At 64.0% G+C, this 17733-nt stretch carries 17 protein-coding genes; 16 read left to right on the top strand and 1 reads right to left on the bottom strand.

The genetic code is table 11. The features are described from left to right. Window positions 1-49 precede the first annotated feature (49 nt). From NKH06_RS18965 to NKH06_RS18905, 13 genes are all read left to right on the top strand, one after another. Window positions 50-1624 carry a phytoene desaturase family protein gene (locus tag NKH06_RS18965; protein WP_352751800.1) on the top strand — a complete coding sequence of 525 codons (1575 nt, stop codon included), beginning with the start codon at window positions 50-52 and terminating at the stop codon, window positions 1622-1624. A gap of 111 nt (window positions 1625-1735) precedes the next feature. Beyond that, complete coding sequence (locus tag NKH06_RS18960; RefSeq protein ID WP_023811467.1) at window positions 1736-3265, top strand: ABC transporter substrate-binding protein; 1530 nt, start codon at window positions 1736-1738, stop codon at window positions 3263-3265. A 220-nt stretch (window positions 3266-3485) separates the two neighbouring features. Further along, on the top strand, window positions 3486-4493 hold the full coding sequence (locus tag NKH06_RS18955) for an ABC transporter permease (protein WP_023811468.1): 1008 nt from the start codon (window positions 3486-3488) through the stop codon (window positions 4491-4493). Beyond that, a complete protein-coding gene (locus NKH06_RS18950) occupies window positions 4486-5334 on the top strand; it encodes an ABC transporter permease (RefSeq protein WP_352439690.1) in 849 nt (282 codons plus the stop codon). The genes NKH06_RS18955 and NKH06_RS18950 overlap by 8 nt, the downstream gene beginning before the upstream one ends. Continuing rightward, a complete protein-coding gene (locus NKH06_RS18945) occupies window positions 5331-6209 on the top strand; it encodes an ABC transporter ATP-binding protein (protein WP_352893674.1) in 879 nt (292 codons plus the stop codon). Before NKH06_RS18950 ends, NKH06_RS18945 begins: the two co-directional genes overlap by 4 nt. Beyond that, on the top strand, window positions 6202-7038 hold the full coding sequence (locus tag NKH06_RS18940; protein WP_128305666.1) for an ATP-binding cassette domain-containing protein: 837 nt from the start codon (window positions 6202-6204) through the stop codon (window positions 7036-7038). Before NKH06_RS18945 ends, NKH06_RS18940 begins: the two co-directional genes overlap by 8 nt. A gap of 77 nt (window positions 7039-7115) precedes the next feature. Then, on the top strand, window positions 7116-7715 hold the full coding sequence (locus NKH06_RS18935) for a VOC family protein (RefSeq protein ID WP_352893673.1): 600 nt from the start codon (window positions 7116-7118) through the stop codon (window positions 7713-7715). A gap of 141 nt (window positions 7716-7856) precedes the next feature. Beyond that, window positions 7857-10145 carry a bifunctional salicylyl-CoA 5-hydroxylase/oxidoreductase gene (locus tag NKH06_RS18930; RefSeq protein WP_352893672.1) on the top strand — a complete coding sequence of 763 codons (2289 nt, stop codon included), beginning with the start codon at window positions 7857-7859 and terminating at the stop codon, window positions 10143-10145. Between the two features lie 202 nt (window positions 10146-10347). Further along, a complete protein-coding gene (locus NKH06_RS18925; protein ID WP_352893670.1) occupies window positions 10348-11106 on the top strand; it encodes an SDR family NAD(P)-dependent oxidoreductase in 759 nt (252 codons plus the stop codon). After that, window positions 11100-11570: a MarR family winged helix-turn-helix transcriptional regulator gene (locus NKH06_RS18920; protein ID WP_023811475.1), complete on the top strand. Its 471-nt coding sequence runs from the start codon at window positions 11100-11102 to the stop codon at window positions 11568-11570. The genes NKH06_RS18925 and NKH06_RS18920 overlap by 7 nt, the downstream gene beginning before the upstream one ends. Beyond that, window positions 11567-12379 carry an enoyl-CoA hydratase family protein gene (locus NKH06_RS18915; protein ID WP_352610795.1) on the top strand — a complete coding sequence of 271 codons (813 nt, stop codon included), beginning with the start codon at window positions 11567-11569 and terminating at the stop codon, window positions 12377-12379. The genes NKH06_RS18920 and NKH06_RS18915 overlap by 4 nt, the downstream gene beginning before the upstream one ends. A gap of 210 nt (window positions 12380-12589) precedes the next feature. After that, window positions 12590-13738 (top strand): acyl-CoA dehydrogenase family protein, encoded by a 1149-nt coding sequence (locus NKH06_RS18910; protein WP_352893668.1) that lies wholly within the window; start codon window positions 12590-12592, stop codon window positions 13736-13738. A 64-nt stretch (window positions 13739-13802) separates the two neighbouring features. Continuing rightward, entirely contained in the window at window positions 13803-14198 is a 396-nt protein-coding gene (locus NKH06_RS18905) for a RidA family protein (protein WP_023811478.1), read from the top strand. A 284-nt stretch (window positions 14199-14482) separates the two neighbouring features. On the opposite strand, the gene NKH06_RS18900 is transcribed toward NKH06_RS18905, so the two are convergent. After that, window positions 14483-15574, bottom strand: coding sequence for an LLM class flavin-dependent oxidoreductase (locus NKH06_RS18900; protein WP_023811479.1), 1092 nt, complete (start codon window positions 15572-15574; stop codon window positions 14483-14485). 112 nt (window positions 15575-15686) lie between these two features. On the opposite strand from NKH06_RS18900, the gene NKH06_RS18895 reads away from it, so the two are divergent. From NKH06_RS18895 to NKH06_RS18885, 3 genes are all read left to right on the top strand, one after another. Next, window positions 15687-16004, top strand: a complete 318-nt coding sequence (locus NKH06_RS18895; protein WP_164893002.1) for a hypothetical protein — start codon at window positions 15687-15689, stop codon at window positions 16002-16004. 78 nt (window positions 16005-16082) lie between these two features. Further along, on the top strand, window positions 16083-16880 hold the full coding sequence (locus NKH06_RS18890; RefSeq protein ID WP_023811480.1) for an ABC transporter substrate-binding protein: 798 nt from the start codon (window positions 16083-16085) through the stop codon (window positions 16878-16880). 152 nt (window positions 16881-17032) lie between these two features. Further along, complete coding sequence (locus NKH06_RS18885; RefSeq protein ID WP_023811481.1) at window positions 17033-17707, top strand: amino acid ABC transporter permease; 675 nt, start codon at window positions 17033-17035, stop codon at window positions 17705-17707. The last annotated feature ends 26 nt before the right edge of the window (window positions 17708-17733 follow it).

Raw genomic sequence — 17733 nt, 5'->3', positions numbered from 1 at the left:
CATATGCATCTGCAATTATCTTTAAGCATAAAGGAAATGGGGACGAAGCGTGAGCGAGTTCGACGCCATCTTTGTCGGGGCGGGCCACAACAGTCTGGCATGCGCCGCGCATTTGGCGCTCAAAGGCTGGAAAACCGGGATTTTCGAGCGTAACGCAGCGATCGGCGGCGCCGTCCAGACGCGCGAATTCACCCTTCCCGGCTTCCGCCACGATTTCGGCGCGATGAATCTGAGCCTGTTCGCCGGCTCGGCCTTCCACCGGAAATATGCAAATGAATTGAAAGCGCAGGGGCTGGAGTTCGCGCCCGTTGCCGACTGTTTTGCCAGCGCGTTCCCGGACGGACGCTGGTTCGGCGTCAGCAACGATATGGAAAAGACCACTGCGCGCATGGCCGCCTTCTCCGCCACTGACGCCACGACATGGCGCAGGCTGGTCGCCGCCTTCCCGGCGGAGGCCGAACATCTGTTCCGGCTGCTGGGCTCGCCGATGAGCGCCCGCGCGCTTGCCGGCATCGCGTGGAACCTGTGGCGCAAGAAGGGCATGTCTGGGGCGCTCGATACAGGCCGGCTGCTGTTGTCCTCGCCCCGCGCCTGGCTGGAGGAAAATTTCCAGTCGCTGCATATCAGGGCAACGCTCGCCACCTGGGGCATGCATCTCGACTTCGCGCCCGACATCGCCGGGGGTGCGGTGTTCCCCTATCTGGAATCAATGGCCAACCAGAGCTTTGGCATGGTGCTGGGCAAAGGCGGCGCCGACACCATCATCCGCGCCCTGTCGGGCATGGTGACCTCCGCCGGCGGCAAGATTGTCACCGGCGCCGAAGTGGCCGAGATCACCGTTTCCGCCGGCAAGGCGACCGGCGTCCGGCTCGCTTCGGGCGAGACGCTTACCGCCGCCAAAGCGGTCATTGCCGGCGTCGCGCCCAAGGCGCTGACCGGCAAGCTGCTGCCCAATGGTTCGGGTAACGCCGGCTTCGACACGGCGATGCAAAAGTTCCGCCACGCGCCGGGCACGATGATGATCCATCTGGCGCTCGACGATTTGCCCGAATGGCGCGCCGGAGCCGAGTTGCGGCAGTTCGCCTATGTGCATCTGTCGCCGTCGCTCGACGCTATGTCGCGCACCTATCAGCAGGCGATGGCGGGCATGCTGCCGGACGAGCCGACGCTGGTGGTCGGCCAGCCGACGGCGATCGACCCCTCGCGAGCGCCTCAGGGAAAGCATGTGCTGTGGGTGCAGGTGCGCATGCTGCCCGCCGAAATCACAGGCGATGCCGCCGGCAAGATCGCACCCGCGCATTGGGACGAGGTGAAGGACGCCTACGCCGAGCGTGTCCTCGACATCATCGAGACCTATGCGCCCGGCCTGCGCAACAAGATCCTCGGCCGCGCCGTCTTCTCGCCCATCGATCTCGAGCGCGAGAACCCGAACCTCGTCGGTGGCGACCAGGTCTGCGGCAGCCATCATCTGGCGCAGAATTTCTTGTTCCGCCCTGCGCGCGGCTATGCCGGCTGGAACACGCCGGTGGCGCATCTGCACCTCACCGGAGCCGCGACATGGCCGGGCGCCGGCACAGGTGCGGCGTCGGGCTTCATGCTCGCACAACAGCTTGGCGGGAGGTAGGAGCCGGAGATTTCCTTGAGGCGACGAGGGGCAAGGCGCTGCTGCCCAAGAAGCCTGAACCAATGACCTAAGACGCCGCGCGCAGAAACAAAACCAACAAGGGGAACGACCATGACAATCAACAGACGTGAATTGCTGGGATACAGCGCCGCGGCACTCGGGGTGGCCGCCGTCGGCCTGCCGCAGATCGCCAAGGCGGCTGCCGGCGAACTGACCATCGCCTACAACGTCAACCTGCCATCCTGGGATCCAACCACCGGCCCCTCGGCCGTCAACCCGACCATCCAGGGGCTTTACCAGTCGGTGTTCGACCAGTTCATCCCGCAGAAGCCCGATTTGTCCTTCGCGCCGGGCCTGCTCACCGAGTGGGGCTGGAACGACGACCGCACCAAGATCACGATGACGGTGCGCGAAGGCGTGACCTGGCATGACGGCTCGCCGTTCACGCCAGAGGATGTGGTCTGGTCGCTGCAGCGGGCAGGTGACGAAAAGACCGGCAACCCGATCCAGTTCGTCTGGAAGAATGTCAACAACTTCAAGATCGACGGCAACAAGATCACCGGCGACGTGGTGCAGTTCGACCCGGTGTATTTCAAATGGATGTCGTTCCTGACCGGCTACATCATGCCGAAGGCCTACTACGAAAAGGTCGGCGCCGAAGGCTTCGAAAAGGCGCCGATCGGCACCGGCCCCTACATGGTCGAAAAATTCGAGCGCAACGCGTTCCTGCGGCTGAAAGCCAATCCGAACTATTGGGGCGGCAAGCCGGCCTTCGAGAATGTGACGATCAAGTTCGTCGCCGACGCGGCAAGCCGCGTCGCCGAGATCGAATCCGGCTCCTCGCAGGTGACGCTCGAAATCCCCTATGAGGAGTATGACCGGCTGATCGCCAAGGACGGGCTGGCCGGCTCGTGCAAGAACGTTTCCGACATCGGCATGATCTTCTTCAACGACATCGAGGCGATGCTGGACAAGAACGTCCGCCAGGCCGCCGTGATGGCCGTCGACAAGAAGCTGCTGGTCGATCGGCTGCTGCGCGGCTACGGCCAGCCGATCGATACGCTGGAAACGCCGGAATACGCATCCTACGACGCGTCGATCAAGGTCGAGCACAATCCGGAAAAGGCCAAGGAATTGCTGGCCGCTTCCGGCTATTCGCCGGAAAAGCCGGTCAAGTTCACCATCCAGACGACCAAGGGCTTCAAACCCAAGGACTATGAGATGGTCCAGGCGATCGTCGGCATGTGGCGCAAGGTTGGCATCGAGGCGACGATCGAAGTCTACGAGATCGCCAAGCACTACGAACTTCGCGCCGCCGACAAGCTGGCGCCGGCGGCCTTCTACAATTGGGGCAATGCCATCGGCGATCCGACCACCTCGACCGGCTTTGCCATGTACGGCCCGAGCCCGCATTCGGTGTGGGACAGCCAGGATTTGATCGACATGATCAATCCGCTGTGGGGCGAAAAGGACGAGGCCAAGCGCATCGCCGGCTGGAAGGCGGTCGACAAATACATCGCCGAGCAGGCCTATGTGCTGCCGCTGATGCAGTATGCGCAGCCGATCGTGCATGCCAAGGGCGTCAATGTGGTGCAGCATGTGTCCGGCGCGCTGCTGCCGGCCCTGATGACCCCGGCCTGACCGATATGGGAAGGCACGCTGTCGTGAGGTAGCGTGTCTTCTTTAACGACGCAGGCCCTCTCATCCGGCCCTTCGGGCCACCTTCTCCCCGCTGGGGAGAAGAGACTTGGCTCAGCCGTCGGCGACCTCTTCTCCCCTCGGGGAGAAGGTGGCCGCGAAGCGGCCGGATGAGGGGGCTGTTCGTTCCATCAGCCACCGAACGCAGTAGGCCTACGCCGGAATGCTCCTACAAAGATTCCTGATCCGTCTGCTGACGATGCTGATCACGCTGTTCGGCGTGGCCGTCGTCGTCTTTGTCGTGATCCGCGTCGCGCCCGGCGATCCTATCGCCATGATGCTGCCGCCCGGCGCGACGGATGCCGACCTCGCCCGGCTGCGGGCGCTCTATGGGCTCGACAAGACCATCGTGCAACAATTCTTCATTTGGCTGTCGGGCGTCGCCAGGGGCGATTTCGGCACCTCGATCTCGCTGCGGCAGGATGTGCTGGGTCTCGTCTTCAACCGGCTGCCGGCGACGCTGGAGCTTGCCATCGTCGCGCTCATCATAGCGGTGGCGCTCGGCGGCACGACGGCAATCATCGGCGCGCGCGAGCGCGGCACGGCGGTCGAGGCCGGCATCGACATCGCCAGCGGCGCGGCGCTCTCCATTCCCGACTTCCTGTGGGGCCTGGTGCTGATCCTGCTGTTCGGCGTGCTGGTGCCGATCTTCGACATTTCCGGCCGGGTGTCGCCGCAGCTCGACCTGCCTTTCGTCACCCAGTTCTATCTGTTCGAGAGCCTGTTGCGCCTGCGCCTCGACCTGACCTGGGACCTCCTGAAGCACATGCTGATGCCGGCGGTGGCGCTGGCGCTGCCGCTGGCGGCAATCATCTCGCAGCTGTTGAAACAGTCGCTGAAGGAAGTGCTCGACCTCGACTATGTCGTGCTGGCTCGGGTGAAGGGGTTCTCGGAAACGCAGGTCATCCTGCGCGAGGCGCTGAAGAACGCCGCGCTGCCAACGCTGACGCTGGTCGGTGTGCAGTTCACCTTTCTCATTGGCGGCACGGTCATCGTCGAACGGCTGTTTTCTTATGAAGGCCTCGGCAACATGGCGATCGACGCCGTCATCAACCGCGACCTGCCTTTGATTCAAGGCATCGTGCTGGTCTTCGCGCTGCTGTTCGTGCTGATCAACCTCAGCGTCGACATGATGTACGCGCTGCTCAATCCGAGGCTACGCCATGGATGAGGGTCGTGCTCAAAGGCGAGGTGTGTCGCCACGTTTGTGGCTTGCCGGCGGCTGGCTGCTGCTGGCGCTGCTGGCCGCGATCTTCGCACCGCTGGTCGGGCCGCAGGACCCACTGGCGCAGGATTTGATGCTGGAACGGCTGCCGCCATTCTGGATGAATGGCGCCGAACCCGGCTACTGGCTCGGCACCGACAGCCTCGGCCGCGATCTGTTGTCGAGGCTGATCTTCGGCGGCCGCATCGCCTTCATCGTCGCCTTTTCCGCAGCCATCGCTGCGTGCCTGGTCGGTTCGACGCTCGGCCTGATCGCAGGCTATTTCGGCGGTTGGGCCGACCGCATCATCTCGCGCGTCGTCGATGTCTGGATGGCGTTTCCGCCGGTGCTGTTCGCCATATTGCTCGTGGCGGTGCTTGGCACGGGCTTGAGTTCCGTCATCCTGGCCATCGCCATCATCGACTGGACGCGTTTTTGCCGGGTGATCCGTGCCGAGACGATGGGTCAGTCGCGCATGGACTATGTCGAGAACGCCCGCATCGCCGGCTATGGCCGCATCGGCATCATGCTGCGCGAAGTGCTGCCCAATGTGGTGCCGTCGATCGTCGCATTGCTGTCGCTGGAAATGGGCATCGCCGTCATCGTCGAGGCGATCCTGTCCTTCGTCAATCTGTCGATCTCGACCGACGATCCGACCTGGGGCGGCATCATCGCCGAGGGCCGGCTGTCGATCCATCAGGCCTGGTGGGTGCTGGTGTTCCCGCTGATCACGCTGATCCTGACCGTGCTGTCGTTCAGCCAGTTCGGCGAGGCGCTGAAGACGCGTTTCGATCCGGTGCTGCGATGAGCGGCTGTCTCGACATCAGGGATCTGAGCGCGGTGCTGCCCAACGGCCAGCGCGTGCTGCGATCGGTGTCGCTTGCGGTCCAGCCCGGTGAAGTCCGCGCGCTGGTCGGCGAAAGCGGCGCCGGCAAGACGATGATCGGCAAGGCGGTGCTCGGCGTCCTGCCTTCGAGTGTGCGCATTGTCGAAGGCGACATGCGGCTTGAAGGCGAAGACCTCGGCAAGCTTCCGCCCAAGGCACGGCGCACGCTGATCGGGGCACGCACGGCGCTGATCCCGCAGGACCCGCTGACAGCGCTTAACCCGTCGCGCCGGGTCGGCTCGCAGATGACTGACCGGCTGGTGCGCATCCTCGGCTGGAGTGGCGAGAGGGCCGATACCCGCATTCGGCAATTGCTGGACGAGGTGCAAATCCGCGATCCCGACCGTGTGCTGAAAAGCTATCCGCACGAACTGTCAGGCGGCATGCGCCAGCGCGTGCTGATCGCCGCCGCCTTCGCCGCGGAGCCAAGGCTGATCGTCGCCGACGAGCCGACCACGGCTCTCGATGTGACCGTACAAAAACAGATCCTGCGGCTGATCGTGCAGTTGCAGCGCGAGCACGGCACGGCGATCCTGTTCGTCACCCATGACCTCGGCGTCGTCGCCAAGATCAGCCAGAGGGTCTCGGTGCTTTATGCCGGCAAGGTGGTGGAGGAGGCCGACACGGCTGCCCTCTTCGCAGCACCGCAGCATCCCTACACGCGAGCGCTAATGGCGGCGACGCCACGCTACACCGATCCTTTCGCCTCGCTGAAGCCGGTGGACGAGGCGGTGCTGGCCGGGCTTGCTTCGGAGATCGCTGCCGCAGACCAGGCCTGGAGGCGGTCGCATGGTTGAACCACTGTTCTCCGTGCGCGGGCTGAAGGTCGCGCTGCCCGACATGACGCGCAAGCCGCTGATCGGCCGCGCGCCCTTGGTCGAAATCCTGAAGGGCCTGGATTTCGACCTGCCCAGGGGCTCGGTGACCGGCATCGTCGGCGAATCCGGATCCGGCAAATCGACGCTCGGCCGTGCTCTGGTGCGGTTGCTGGAACCGAGCGCCGGCAGCATAACTTTCGAGGGCCGCGACATCACGCATCTGCCGGAGGCGGAACTGCGGCCACTGCGGCGCAATCTGCAGATGATTTTCCAAGATCCGATGTCGTCGCTCAACCCGCGCCGCACCATTGCAAGCATTATCGCCGCGCCACTCAAGCAAAATGGCCTCGGCGACAATCTCAAGGCGCGCGTCGCTGAGGCGCTGCAGCGTGTCGGCCTGCCGCAAAGTTTCGCCAGCCGCTATCGCCACGAATTGTCGGGCGGCCAGCGCCAGCGCGTCGGCATTGCGCGGGCGCTGGCGCTGTCGCCGAAATTCGTGCTGGCCGACGAGATCGTCTCAGGGCTCGACGTGTCGACGCAAGCGCAGATCCTGACGCTGCTGGAAAAGCTGGCGGCGGAAATGGGGCTGACCGTCGCTTTCATCAGCCACGATCTGTCGGTCATTCGGCGGCTGTGCCGGCAAGTGATCGTCATGCGCGAAGGCGTGATCGTCGAAGCGAGCGCCACCGACGCCTTGTTCGACAAGCCGCAGCAGGCCTACACGCGCGATCTCATCGCGGCCATTCCGCTGCCCGAGATCGATGCGAGCTGGCTGGACATTCCTTCCGCCGCCAAGGCGCCGACATGAATGCATACGCACGCCGAAGAGCGGGCCTCGGGCGTGCGACCAAAAGACCCAAGTCCCGCCAAATGGAGAGGACTGACATGAAGACCACTATCGCAATTGCAACGCTGGCCGCCGCGATGTTCGGCAGCGCCGGCATGGCCTCGGCGGATTCGATCCCGGGCATGCGCGGCCACGACCACACCGGCATCACCGTTCCCGACATGAAGCAAGCGGTCGACTTCTTCACCGAAGTGGTCGGCTGCAAGAAGGCGATGTCGTTCGGTCCGTTCGCCGACGACAAGGGCACCTTCATGCAGGATCTCCTGGGCGTCGACCCGAAGGCGGTGATCGAAGAGGTCACCATGGTCCGCTGCGGCTATGGATCGAACATAGAGCTGTTCAAATACACAGCACCGGACCAGAAGGACCTGACGCCGAAGAACAGCGACATTGGCGGCTTCCACATAGCCTTCTATGTCGACGACGTCGCTGCCGCCAAAGCCTATCTCGAAGGCAAGGGCGTCAAGACGCGGATGGGGCCGCTGCCGGTCAAGGAAGGGCCGGCCGCCGGCCAGACCATCCTCTATTTCCAGGCGCCGTGGGGGCTGCAACTGGAAGCGATCAGTTATCCCGACGGAATGGCCTATGAGAAGGACGCCGAGACGGTGCTGTGGAGCCCGAAGAACCCGGAAAATTGATCCGGCAGCGCGCTTGCGTGATGACACGCAGGCGCGCTTTCGCCATGTCAGGACAATCGTTTTGATATAAAACTTTAAGCTTGAAATATCTTGTCGCCGGCGCGATACTGAACTCCAGCAAGCGAATAGGAGATCGCAGACATGAAGGTTGCGGTTCTCGGCGGCGGACCAGCCGGCCTCTACTTTGCCATTTCGATGAAGCTGAGGGACGCCGCGCACGATGTGACGGTGTTCGAGCGCAACCGCGCCGACGACACGTTCGGCTGGGGCGTCGTGCTTTCGGCCGAGACGCTCGACAATCTGTCGAAAAACGACCCGGTCAGCGCCGTCTGGATCAAGAAGCACTTTGCCTACTGGGACGACATCGCCGTCATCCATGACGGCGTGCGCACGGTCTCGTCAGGGCACGGTTTCTGCGGCATCGGCCGCAAGCGGCTGCTGGTCCTGCTGCAGCGCCGGGCGCGCGAACTCGGCGTCAAGCTGATGTTCGAGACCGACATTGCAGATCCCAAGCCCTACATGGAGACGCATGATCTGGTCGTCGCGGCCGACGGCCTGAACTCCAGGGCGCGCAACAGTTTCGTCGACATCTTCAAGCCCGACATCGACACTCGCAAATGCAAGTTCGTCTGGCTCGGCACCAACCAGAAGTTCGACGACGCCTTCACCTTTATCTTCGAGAAGACCGAGCATGGCTGGGTGTGGGCGCACGCCTACCAGTTCGACAGCGACACCGCGACCTTCATCGTCGAGTGCAGCGAACAGACCTGGACTGCTTTCGGCTTCGGCGCGATGTCGCAGCAGGAATCGATCGCCGTTTGTGAGCGGATCTTCGAAAAACATCTCGGCGGCCACGCGCTGATGACCAATGCCAACCATATCCGTGGTTCCGCCTGGATCAATTTTCCGCGCGTGCTGTGCGAGCGCTGGTCCTACAAGAATCTGGCGCTGATGGGCGATGCGGCCGCGTCAGCCCATTTCTCGATCGGCTCCGGCACTAAACTCGCCTTGGAAAGCGCCGTGGCGCTGGCCGAATATGTCGAGTCCGAGCCGGACCTCGACGCGGCGTTTCGTAGATATGAGGATGCTCGCCGCACCGAGGTGCTGAAGCTGCAATCGGCGGCGCGCAATTCGCTGGAATGGTTCGAGGAGGTCGAGCGCTATCTCGGCCTCGATCCGGTGCAGTTCAACTATTCGCTGCTGACCCGCTCGCAACGCATCAGCCACGAGAATTTGCGGCTGCGCGATGCCGAATGGCTGGGCGGGGCGGAGGAATGGTTCCAGCGCCAGGCGGGTGCCGGCGGCATGCGCCGCGCGCCGATGTTCGCCCCGTTCAAGCTGCGCGACATGAGGCTGCAGAACCGCGTCGTCGTCTCGCCGATGGCGCAGTACAAGGCCGTCGACGGCTGTCCGACCGACTGGCATTTCACCCACTATGCCGAGCGGGCCAAGGGCGGCGCCGGGCTCATCTATATCGAGATGACCTGCGTCAGTCCGGAAGGGCGGATCACGCCCGGTTGTCCCGGTTTCTACGCGCCCGAACATGAGGTGGCGTGGAAGCGGCTGGTCGACTTCGTCCACACCGAGACCGAAGCGAAGATCTGCGCCCAGATCGGCCATTCCGGCGCCAAGGGCTCGACCCGGCTTGGCTGGGAGGGCACCGACGTGCCGCTGACCTCCGGCAACTGGCCTATCATGGCGGCCTCGGCCGTTGCCTGGTCGCCTGAGAACCAGGTGCCGAGGGCGATGGACCGTGCCGACATGGACCGGGTGCGTGACGAATTCGTGGCTTCGGCGGAAATGGCCGGTCGCTGCGGCTTCGACATGCTCGAGATCCACGCCGCGCACGGCTATCTCTTGTCGTCCTTCATCACCCCGGTCACCAACCGGCGCACGGATGCCTATGGCGGTTCGCTGGAGAACCGCATGCGCTATCCCCTCGAAATCTTCCGCGCGGTGCGCGCCGCCTGGCCGGCGGAAAAACCGATCTCGATGCGCATTTCGGCCAATGACTGGGTCGGCATCGAAGGTGTGACGCCAGCCGATGCGGTCGAGATCGCCCGGCTGCTGCATGAGGCCGGCGTCGACATTTGCGACGTCTCGGCCGGCCAGACCTCGGCACTGGCGAAGCCGGTCTATGGCCGCATGTTCCAGACGCCGTTTTCCGACCGCATCCGCAACGAGGTCGGCATGGCCACCATGGCGGTCGGCAACATCTACGAGCCGGACCATGTCAACTCGATCCTGATGGCCGGCCGCGCCGATCTGGTGGCGCTGGCACGGCCGCATCTCGCCGATCCCTACTGGACGCTACATGCCGCCGTCACGCTCGGCGACCGTGGCGTCAAATGGCCAGATCCCTATCTGCCCGGGCGCGACCAGCTCTACCGTCTGGCCGAGCGCGACGCGGCAGCGGGGCTGAAAGTATGATTGTTTTTCATTTGCCACGTCAGCGCTATACCCCCACCCCTAGCCCCTCCCCACAAGGGGGAAGGGGACCAAGTCGCAATCGGCTCTGGAACCGCAGAAGTTTGCAATGGATGGGCGCTGTCGTAGCCTTCTCCTTCTCCCTCCCCCTTGTGGGGAGGGTTAGGGGTGGGGGCACTTGGCGCCAAGTTTCGAGGATTGGCGCATGATCGCGGGCAAGCATGCGCTGGTCACAGGCGGTGGGTCCGGTGTCGGCCGGGCCGTTGCGCTGGCGCTGGCTGCTGCCGGCATCGACGTGACCATCTGCGGCCGCCGGGAAGCGGAGCTCACTGAGGTGGCCGGCGAGAACGACCGCATCTTCGGCGTTGTCGCCGATGTCACCGACGAGGCGGCAATGGCGGCGCTCTACGAGAGGGCGCAAGCCGCGCGTGGCCCCTTCGACATCGTCGTCGCCAATGCCGGCATGGCCGGCAGCGCCCCGGCGCACAAAACCGCGCTCAGCGACTGGCAGCGGACGCTCGACGTCAATCTGACCGGCGCCTTCCTGACCGTGAAGCCGGCGCTGGCCGGCATGGCCGCGCGGAAAACGGGACGAATTGTTTTCATCGCCTCGACCGCCGGCCTGAAAGGCTACGCCTACGTCGCGTCTTACGTCGCCGCCAAGCATGGCGTCATCGGCCTGATGCGGGCTCTTGCCGCCGAAACAGTGAAATCGGGCGTCACCGTCAACGCCGTGTGCCCAGGCTTTGTGGAAACCGAAATGCTGGAAGAGTCCATCCAGCGCATCATCGAGAAGACCGGCCGCTCGGTCGAGCAAGCGCGGTCAAGCCTCGCCTCGACCAACCCGCAAGGCCGCTTCATCCAGCCGGATGAGGTCGCCGCGGCTGTGCTGTGGCTCTGCGGCGACGCCGCCCAGTCGATAACGGGACAGGCGATTTCCATCTCAGGAGGCGAAACATGGTAGCCGGCCCCCTGCCCGCGCCGTCGGGACCCGGCAAGGACCGCTTGCGGCTGTGGATCAGGCTGCTGCGCGCCTCGCGCACGATCGAGGCCGAGCTGCGCGAGCGGCTGAAGAAGGAATTCAACACGACGCTGCCGCGCTTCGACGTGATGGCCGCCCTCTATCGCGCGCCGGAAGGCATGCTGATGAGCGATCTGTCGCGGTTCCTGCTGGTCTCCAACGGCAATGTCACGGGCATCGTCGACCGGCTGGTTTCGGAAGGACTTGTCGCCCGCGCGAGGCGCAATGGCGACCGCCGCACGTCGATGGTGCGGCTGACCGAGGAAGGCACGCAGGCCTTCGCCACCATCGCCGCGGCGCATGAAGGCTGGATCGGTGAATTGCTGGGCAAGGTCAGCGAGGACGACGCGCGCCGGCTGACCGGCATGCTGACCTCGTTCCGCAGCAACTGGGAGGGACGCGAATGACCGCAATGGCCGGACGCAAGCCGAAGCATTTCCTCTGGGAGGTCGAGGGCAGGATCGCAAAGGTCCGGCTCGACCGGCCCGAGCGCAAGAACCCGCTGACCTTCGACAGCTATGCGGAACTCCGCGACACATTCCGCGACCTGGTCTATGCCGATGACGTCGACGCCGTGGTGTTCCTGTCCAATGGCGGCAATTTCTGCTCCGGCGGCGATGTCCACGACATCATCGGCCCGCTGGTCAAGATGGACATGAAGCAGCTTCTCGCCTTCACCCGCATGACCGGCGATTTCGTCAAGGCGATGCTGAATTGCGGCAAGCCGATCATTGCGGCGGTCGACGGCGTCGCGGTCGGCGCCGGTGCCATCATTGCGATGAGCTCCGATATCCGCATCGCCACGCCGGAAGCCAAGACCGCGTTCCTGTTCACCCGCGTCGGCCTCGCCGGCTGCGACATGGGCGCCTGCGCGATCCTGCCGCGCATCATCGGCCAGGGCCGCGCCGCCGAACTGCTCTACACCGGCCGTACCATGACGGCGGCGGAAGGCGAACGCTGGGGTTTCTACAACCGGCTGGTCGATGCCGCCTCGCTGGAGGCCGACGCGCTCGATATGGCGGCGCGCATCGTCTCCGGCCCGACCTTTGCGCACGGCATCACCAAGACGCAGCTCAACCAGGAATGGTCGATGGGTCTCGACCAGGCGATCGAGGCGGAAGCGCAGGCGCAAGCGATCTGCATGCAGACCCGCGACTTCGAGCGCGCCTACAAGGCGTTCGTGGCCAAGAAAAAGCCGGTGTTCGAGGGGGATTGAGGATGAGCGGTTTGCGCCCAGGCACCCCCCTCTGCCCTGCCGGGCATCTCCCCCGCAAGGGGGGAGATCAGCGGTTTCGTTGGCAGCGCCCATACTGCAATTTTGGAGATTGGCGAAAGCCAAAACAACGTCCGATCTCCCCCTTTGCGGGGGAGATGCCCGGCAGGGCAGAGGGGGGTGTGAAGGATCGCTGCGCGGAAGGAGGCACCCATGCCTGACCGCTCCTTCCTCTCCTGGCCGTTCTTCGAAGACCGCCATCGCGAGTGGGCCGAACAACTCGACGCATGGTGCGCTAAAAACCTGCCGGTCGATCACCATGATGTCGACGCCGCCTGCCGCGAGCTGGTCAGCAAGCTCGGGCGAGACGGCTGGCTGAAGCCGACGGCGCTCGACACGGACAATCCTGGCCCCCTCGACGTCCGCACTTTGTGCATCACGCGCGAGACACTCGCCCGTCATGACGGGCTGGCCGATTTCGCCTTCGCCATGCAGGGGCTCGGCACCGGCGCGCTCAGCCTGTTCGGCACGCCGCAACAGCAGCAATGGCTTTCGAAGACGCGCGCTGGCAAGGCGATATCAGCCTTTGCCCTGTCGGAGCCGCGCTCGGGATCGGATGTGGCCAACACGGAGATGACGGCGATCCGCGACGGCGACAGCTACGTCTTGTCCGGCGAGAAGACGTGGATCTCCAATGGCGGCATCGCCGACCTCTATGTCGTCTTTGCCCGCACCGGCGAGGCGCCGGGCGCCAAGGGGCTTTCCGCCTTCCTCGTGCCTGGCGACGCCAGGTGCCTTGGCATCGCCGAACGGCTGGAAGTAATCGCGCCGCATCCGCTGGCGCGGCTGTCTTTCGACCAGGTCCGCCTGCCGGCCGCCGCACTGATCGGCAAACCGGGCGATGGCTTCCGCATCGCCATGTCGGTGCTCGACGTGTTCCGTTCGACCGTCGGCGCGGCGGCGCTTGGCTTTGCCCGCCGCGCACTGGACGAGAGCATCAAACGCGTGGCGGAGCGCAAACTGTTCGGCGCCCCGATGGCCGAATTGCAGATGGTGCAGGGGCATATCGCCGATATGGCGCTCGACGTCGATGCGGCGGCGCTTCTGGTCTACCGCGCTGCGTGGACCAAGGACATGGGGGCCGCGCGGGTCACACGCGAGGCGGCGATGGCCAAGCTGTTTGCCACCGACAAGGCGCAAGAGGTGATCGACAAGGCTGTGCAGCTGCATGGCGGCGACGGTGTCCGCAAGGGCCACATCATCGAAAGCCTGTATCGCGAGATCCGCGCGCTGCGCATCTACGAGGGTGCCTCCGACGTGCAGAAGGTGGTGATCGCGCGGCAGGTGATGGGCGCGGCCTGACGGCAGAGATTTTGACGAGCGTTCGATTTTGAAAATTGGGTTTTGGAATACCGGGAGGTTTTGAATGCACAGGATTCTGCAGCCCGAAGGCTGGGCAAAACCTGTCGGCTACGCCAATGGCGTCGCCGCGCGCGGGCAGCTCGTCTTCGTCGGCGGACAGGTCGGCTGGAACGGGCAATGCCAGTTCGAGACCGACGATTTTGTCGGCCAGGTGCGGCAAACGCTTCAGAACATCGTGGCGGTGCTGGCCGAGGCCGGTGCCGGACCGCAGCACATCACCTCGATGACCTGGTATTTTACCGACAAGGCCGAATACCTAGCCAACCTCAGGGGCATCGGCGAGGCCTATCGCGAGGTCATCGGCCGGCATTTTCCGGCGATGGCCGCCATGCAGGTGGTGGCGCTGGTCGAAGACCGGGCCAAGGTGGAGATCCAGGCGACTGCCGTTATTCCGGAATAGGGAATTCGTTCGTCCGGAGTAAACGCCCATTACTTCGTCATCCACGGGCGAAGCAAGGAGCGAAGCGACGCGGCGCAGACCCGAGGATCCATGCCGGGACTCCAAAGCGTCACCACGGTCCAGAATTCTGCACCGCTGCACACTCCACGGCCGAAGTCGCGGCATGGATCCCAGGGTCTCCGCGACGGAGCTGCGCTCCTGCTTCGCCCAGGGATGACGACGTTGGGGAGGGCTTCGGCTAATTCCGAATATCCGCGATGATCCACCGCAACTGATCACCACTACTATGCGCGAAGCCCCGCCTTCCGCAAAATCGGCAGCACGTGATCGCAGAAATAGGGCAACTCCCTGGTGTAATTGACGAAGGACAGCGCGATGCCCTGGTAGCCATGCCCGGCAATGGCGACCATGTCGGCGGCGATCGTTTCCGGCGTTCCGATCAGCGGGTAGGTGCCGGCGCCGCCGGCGAAACGCTGCCGGTAGCGGTCATAGGCGTGCGGGTCGTGCGACTGCGAGAATTCCTTCTTGCCGGCCATGTGGGCATCGACGGCGTCGTGGTCGGCCATATGGACCGCATAGCGCGTGTAATATGCCCGCGCCTCTTCCATCGTCGGGCGGCAGACGACATGCGCCACGGTGTAGACGCCGACATCACGGCCCACCTTGTCTGCCCGCTCGCTGATGTCGGCGACATGTTTGCCGGCATCGCCCATTTCGGAAAAGGTCGTGAACAGATAGTCGCATCTCGCAGCGGCGAAATCGCGGCCGGGCCCGCCGAAAGCGGCGTTCATGGTCACCGGGCGCGGCACCTGCAGACTGGCCGGACGGCTGACGGCTTCCTTGAGGCGGTAGTAGGTGCCCTCATAGTCGAGCGGGTCGGGCGAGGCATAAAGCTTTTCGAGGATTTCGATCCATTCCGCTGCCTGGTCGTAGCCCTTCTCGACCAGAGGCGTGCCGAACATGCCGAATTCCTTCGGATTCCAGCCGCAGACGATATTCAGGCCGGCGCGACCCTGGCTGATGTGGTCGACCGTCGCCAGCGCCTTGGCGGCATAGAGCGGATGCACCAGCGGCACATGCACGGTCATGAACAGGCCGATCTGCTCGGTGGCCATGGCAAGGGCCGCCGCCCAGGTGAAGGTCTCGAACGACCATTCCCGCACCTTGTTGCGGCCGCCAAAACCGCGCCAGCGGGCGATCGGCAGCATGAACTCCAGCCCGGCACGGTCGGCGATCTGGGCTGCGGTCAGATTGTCCTGCCAGCTTGCCGTCCAGCGTTCAGGCACATCGGTTATGGCCAGCCCGCCATCGGCATTGGTCGAAAAGACCCCCAGCTTCAATCTGTTCGGGCCGTGCAAGGGGTGTGGTTTGTTCATGTCGCGACCTCCCGGCGAGAGAGCACACGCTAGGCCCGCGCGGAGATATTTCAAGCCTGAAATAGCTTCGCGTCGCCATCGCTCGCGGGTATCGGTTCCAGCGGGCCGCACCGTGTCGGCCACGCAACGGACACCGCAGCTTTTTAAGCTTAAAACTTTCGCCTTGAAAAGCGCCGCACTTTGGATAAGCATTCCAGAGTCGATGGCGATTGCCGTGCCGGACGGGCTTGCCGGCCAGTCCATCGTGCAGACCAGTTCATCGTGCCGGCCAGTCCATCGTGGGTGCTCCGGGTGGGAGTCTCAGTTCTTGTCGTTCATACTGCCCCAGTCATCATCCAATGCGCGCCATGCCTTCGATGAAGTGCGCGCGCAGATCCGCGATCTGCAACACAAAACGTCGCCAACCATGACCGCATGGTCGCTGCCATGAATTGACGTCCTGCGTGAAGCGGGGCGGCAAAAAACCGTGCGGGAGCAACCCGCCCGATCAACAACAGAGGGAACACAAATGAGCTTCACGCGCCGCAAATTGCTTCTTCTTGCCGCCGCCGTCGGCATCGCCGCCGGCCCCGCCACCGCCTATGCCGCCGATGTGCTCAATGTCGGCGCCTATCCGACCAACCCGCCCTTCGAATTCAAGAACGAGAGCGGCACCTTCGAAGGCTTTGAAGTCGACATCGTCAACGAAGCCGCCAAGCGCATCGGCATGACCACCGACATCGCCGATCTCGGCTTCCAGGCGCTGTTTGCCGCCACCACGTCGAAGCGCATCGACGTCGCCATCTCGTCGATCACCATCACGGCCGAGCGGCTGAAGTCGCAGTCGTTCACGCAGCCCTATTATGATTCCGACATGGGCATTGCCACCAAGGCCGACAGCCCGATCAAGGCCGAGGCCGACCTCAAGGGCAAGATCGTCGGCGTGCTGTCCGGCTCGACCGGTGAAACCTGGGTCAAGGCACATCAGGAAGCCGGCGGCTTCAGCGACGTGAAGGGTTACGACACGCAGCAGAATTTGCTGCTCGACCTCAGCGCCGGCCGCGTCGATGCCGCCGTCAGCGACATTCCAGGCATGGAGTATTCCTTCACCAAGATGAAGGACCTGGTCGTCAAGGAGCGCATCAAGACCGGCGAACAATACGGCCTGATGATGAGCAAGGACCACCCGCTGCTCGGCAAGCTGAACGACGCGCTGAGCGCTATGAAGAAGGACGGCACGCTGGCCGCCATCCACAAGAAGTGGTTCGGCAGCGACGCGCCCGCCGACTCTTCGACCATGAAGGAAATGCCGCTGCCGAAGGCCTGAGCTGAAAGCTGCGCTGACATCGTGCCGGCTTTCCAGGCCGGCACGATTCATTTCATGCGCCAGCGCCGGCTTCCGCGCAGACCGTCTCGCCATTGGCGAGGTCGATTGGTTTTAACCTGAGCATCCTTGCTCTCGGGTTCGGGAACGCTCCCATGTCGCTGCTGGATACCTTCTTCAATCCCGATGTCATCATGTCCAGCCTGCCGGCGCTGCTGCGCGGCTTCCTGAACACGCTGCTGCTCGGCATTTTGAGCATCGGCATCGGCATCCCCATCGGCCTGGGGATCAGCCTGGTGCGGCTCTATGCGCCGAAGCCGCTGCGGTGGCTGGCGGTCGGCTACACCGACATCTTCCGCGCCCTGCCGGTGCTGGTCGTGCTGATCCTGATCTACTATGCACTGCCGTTCCTCGGCATACGCCTGTCGTCCTGGGCCTCCGCCGTGACTGCTTTCGCCTTCATCATGTCGGCCTACTCGGCGGAGGTGTTCCGCTCCGGCATCGAGAGCATCCCGCGCGGCCAGTTCGAGGCGTCGCAGGCGCTTGGCCTGCCGTTCCTGCTGACCTTGCGCAAGGTGGTGCTGCCGCAAGCGATCCGCGTCGTCATCCCGCCGATGACCAGCAACTGCGTCTCGATGTTCAAGGACACTTCGCTCGCCTCCACCGTGGCGCTGCCGGAACTCTTGAAGGAAGCGACCAACGCGCAGTCGCTCTACGCCAACCCCTCGCCGCTGATCGGCGCAGCGCTTGTCTACCTCATCTTCCTCTGGCCGATGGTCCGCCTCGTCAGCCTGCTTGAAGAGCGCTTCAAGACCGAAAAGAAGCGCTGACCTCCACTACCTGATCCCCGCTCAAG

It is taken from the genome of Mesorhizobium sp. M1342 (assembly GCF_040317955.1).
GTDB lineage: Bacteria > Pseudomonadota > Alphaproteobacteria > Rhizobiales > Rhizobiaceae > Mesorhizobium.
This window is presented reverse-complemented; position numbering and strand designations above follow the sequence as displayed.

Excerpts from the sequence above, each read along its gene's own strand:
- NKH06_RS18960 (WP_023811467.1), top strand. The coding sequence starts at position 1,736 with ATGACAATCAACAGACGTGAATTGCTGGGATACAGCGCCGCGGCACTC.
- NKH06_RS18955 (WP_023811468.1), top strand. The coding sequence starts at position 3,486 with ATGCTCCTACAAAGATTCCTGATCCGTCTGCTGACGATGCTGATCACG.
- NKH06_RS18950 (WP_352439690.1), top strand. The coding sequence starts at position 4,486 with ATGGATGAGGGTCGTGCTCAAAGGCGAGGTGTGTCGCCACGTTTGTGG.
- NKH06_RS18945 (WP_352893674.1), top strand. The coding sequence starts at position 5,331 with ATGAGCGGCTGTCTCGACATCAGGGATCTGAGCGCGGTGCTGCCCAAC.
- NKH06_RS18940 (WP_128305666.1), top strand. The coding sequence starts at position 6,202 with ATGGTTGAACCACTGTTCTCCGTGCGCGGGCTGAAGGTCGCGCTGCCC.
- NKH06_RS18935 (WP_352893673.1), top strand. The coding sequence starts at position 7,116 with ATGAAGACCACTATCGCAATTGCAACGCTGGCCGCCGCGATGTTCGGC.
- NKH06_RS18930 (WP_352893672.1), top strand. The coding sequence starts at position 7,857 with ATGAAGGTTGCGGTTCTCGGCGGCGGACCAGCCGGCCTCTACTTTGCC.
- NKH06_RS18925 (WP_352893670.1), top strand. The coding sequence starts at position 10,348 with ATGATCGCGGGCAAGCATGCGCTGGTCACAGGCGGTGGGTCCGGTGTC.
- NKH06_RS18920 (WP_023811475.1), top strand. The coding sequence starts at position 11,100 with ATGGTAGCCGGCCCCCTGCCCGCGCCGTCGGGACCCGGCAAGGACCGC.
- NKH06_RS18915 (WP_352610795.1), top strand. The coding sequence starts at position 11,567 with ATGACCGCAATGGCCGGACGCAAGCCGAAGCATTTCCTCTGGGAGGTC.
- NKH06_RS18910 (WP_352893668.1), top strand. The coding sequence starts at position 12,590 with ATGCCTGACCGCTCCTTCCTCTCCTGGCCGTTCTTCGAAGACCGCCAT.
- NKH06_RS18905 (WP_023811478.1), top strand. The coding sequence starts at position 13,803 with ATGCACAGGATTCTGCAGCCCGAAGGCTGGGCAAAACCTGTCGGCTAC.
- NKH06_RS18900 (WP_023811479.1), bottom strand. The coding sequence starts at position 15,574 with ATGAACAAACCACACCCCTTGCACGGCCCGAACAGATTGAAGCTGGGG.
- NKH06_RS18890 (WP_023811480.1), top strand. The coding sequence starts at position 16,083 with ATGAGCTTCACGCGCCGCAAATTGCTTCTTCTTGCCGCCGCCGTCGGC.
- NKH06_RS18885 (WP_023811481.1), top strand. The coding sequence starts at position 17,033 with ATGTCGCTGCTGGATACCTTCTTCAATCCCGATGTCATCATGTCCAGC.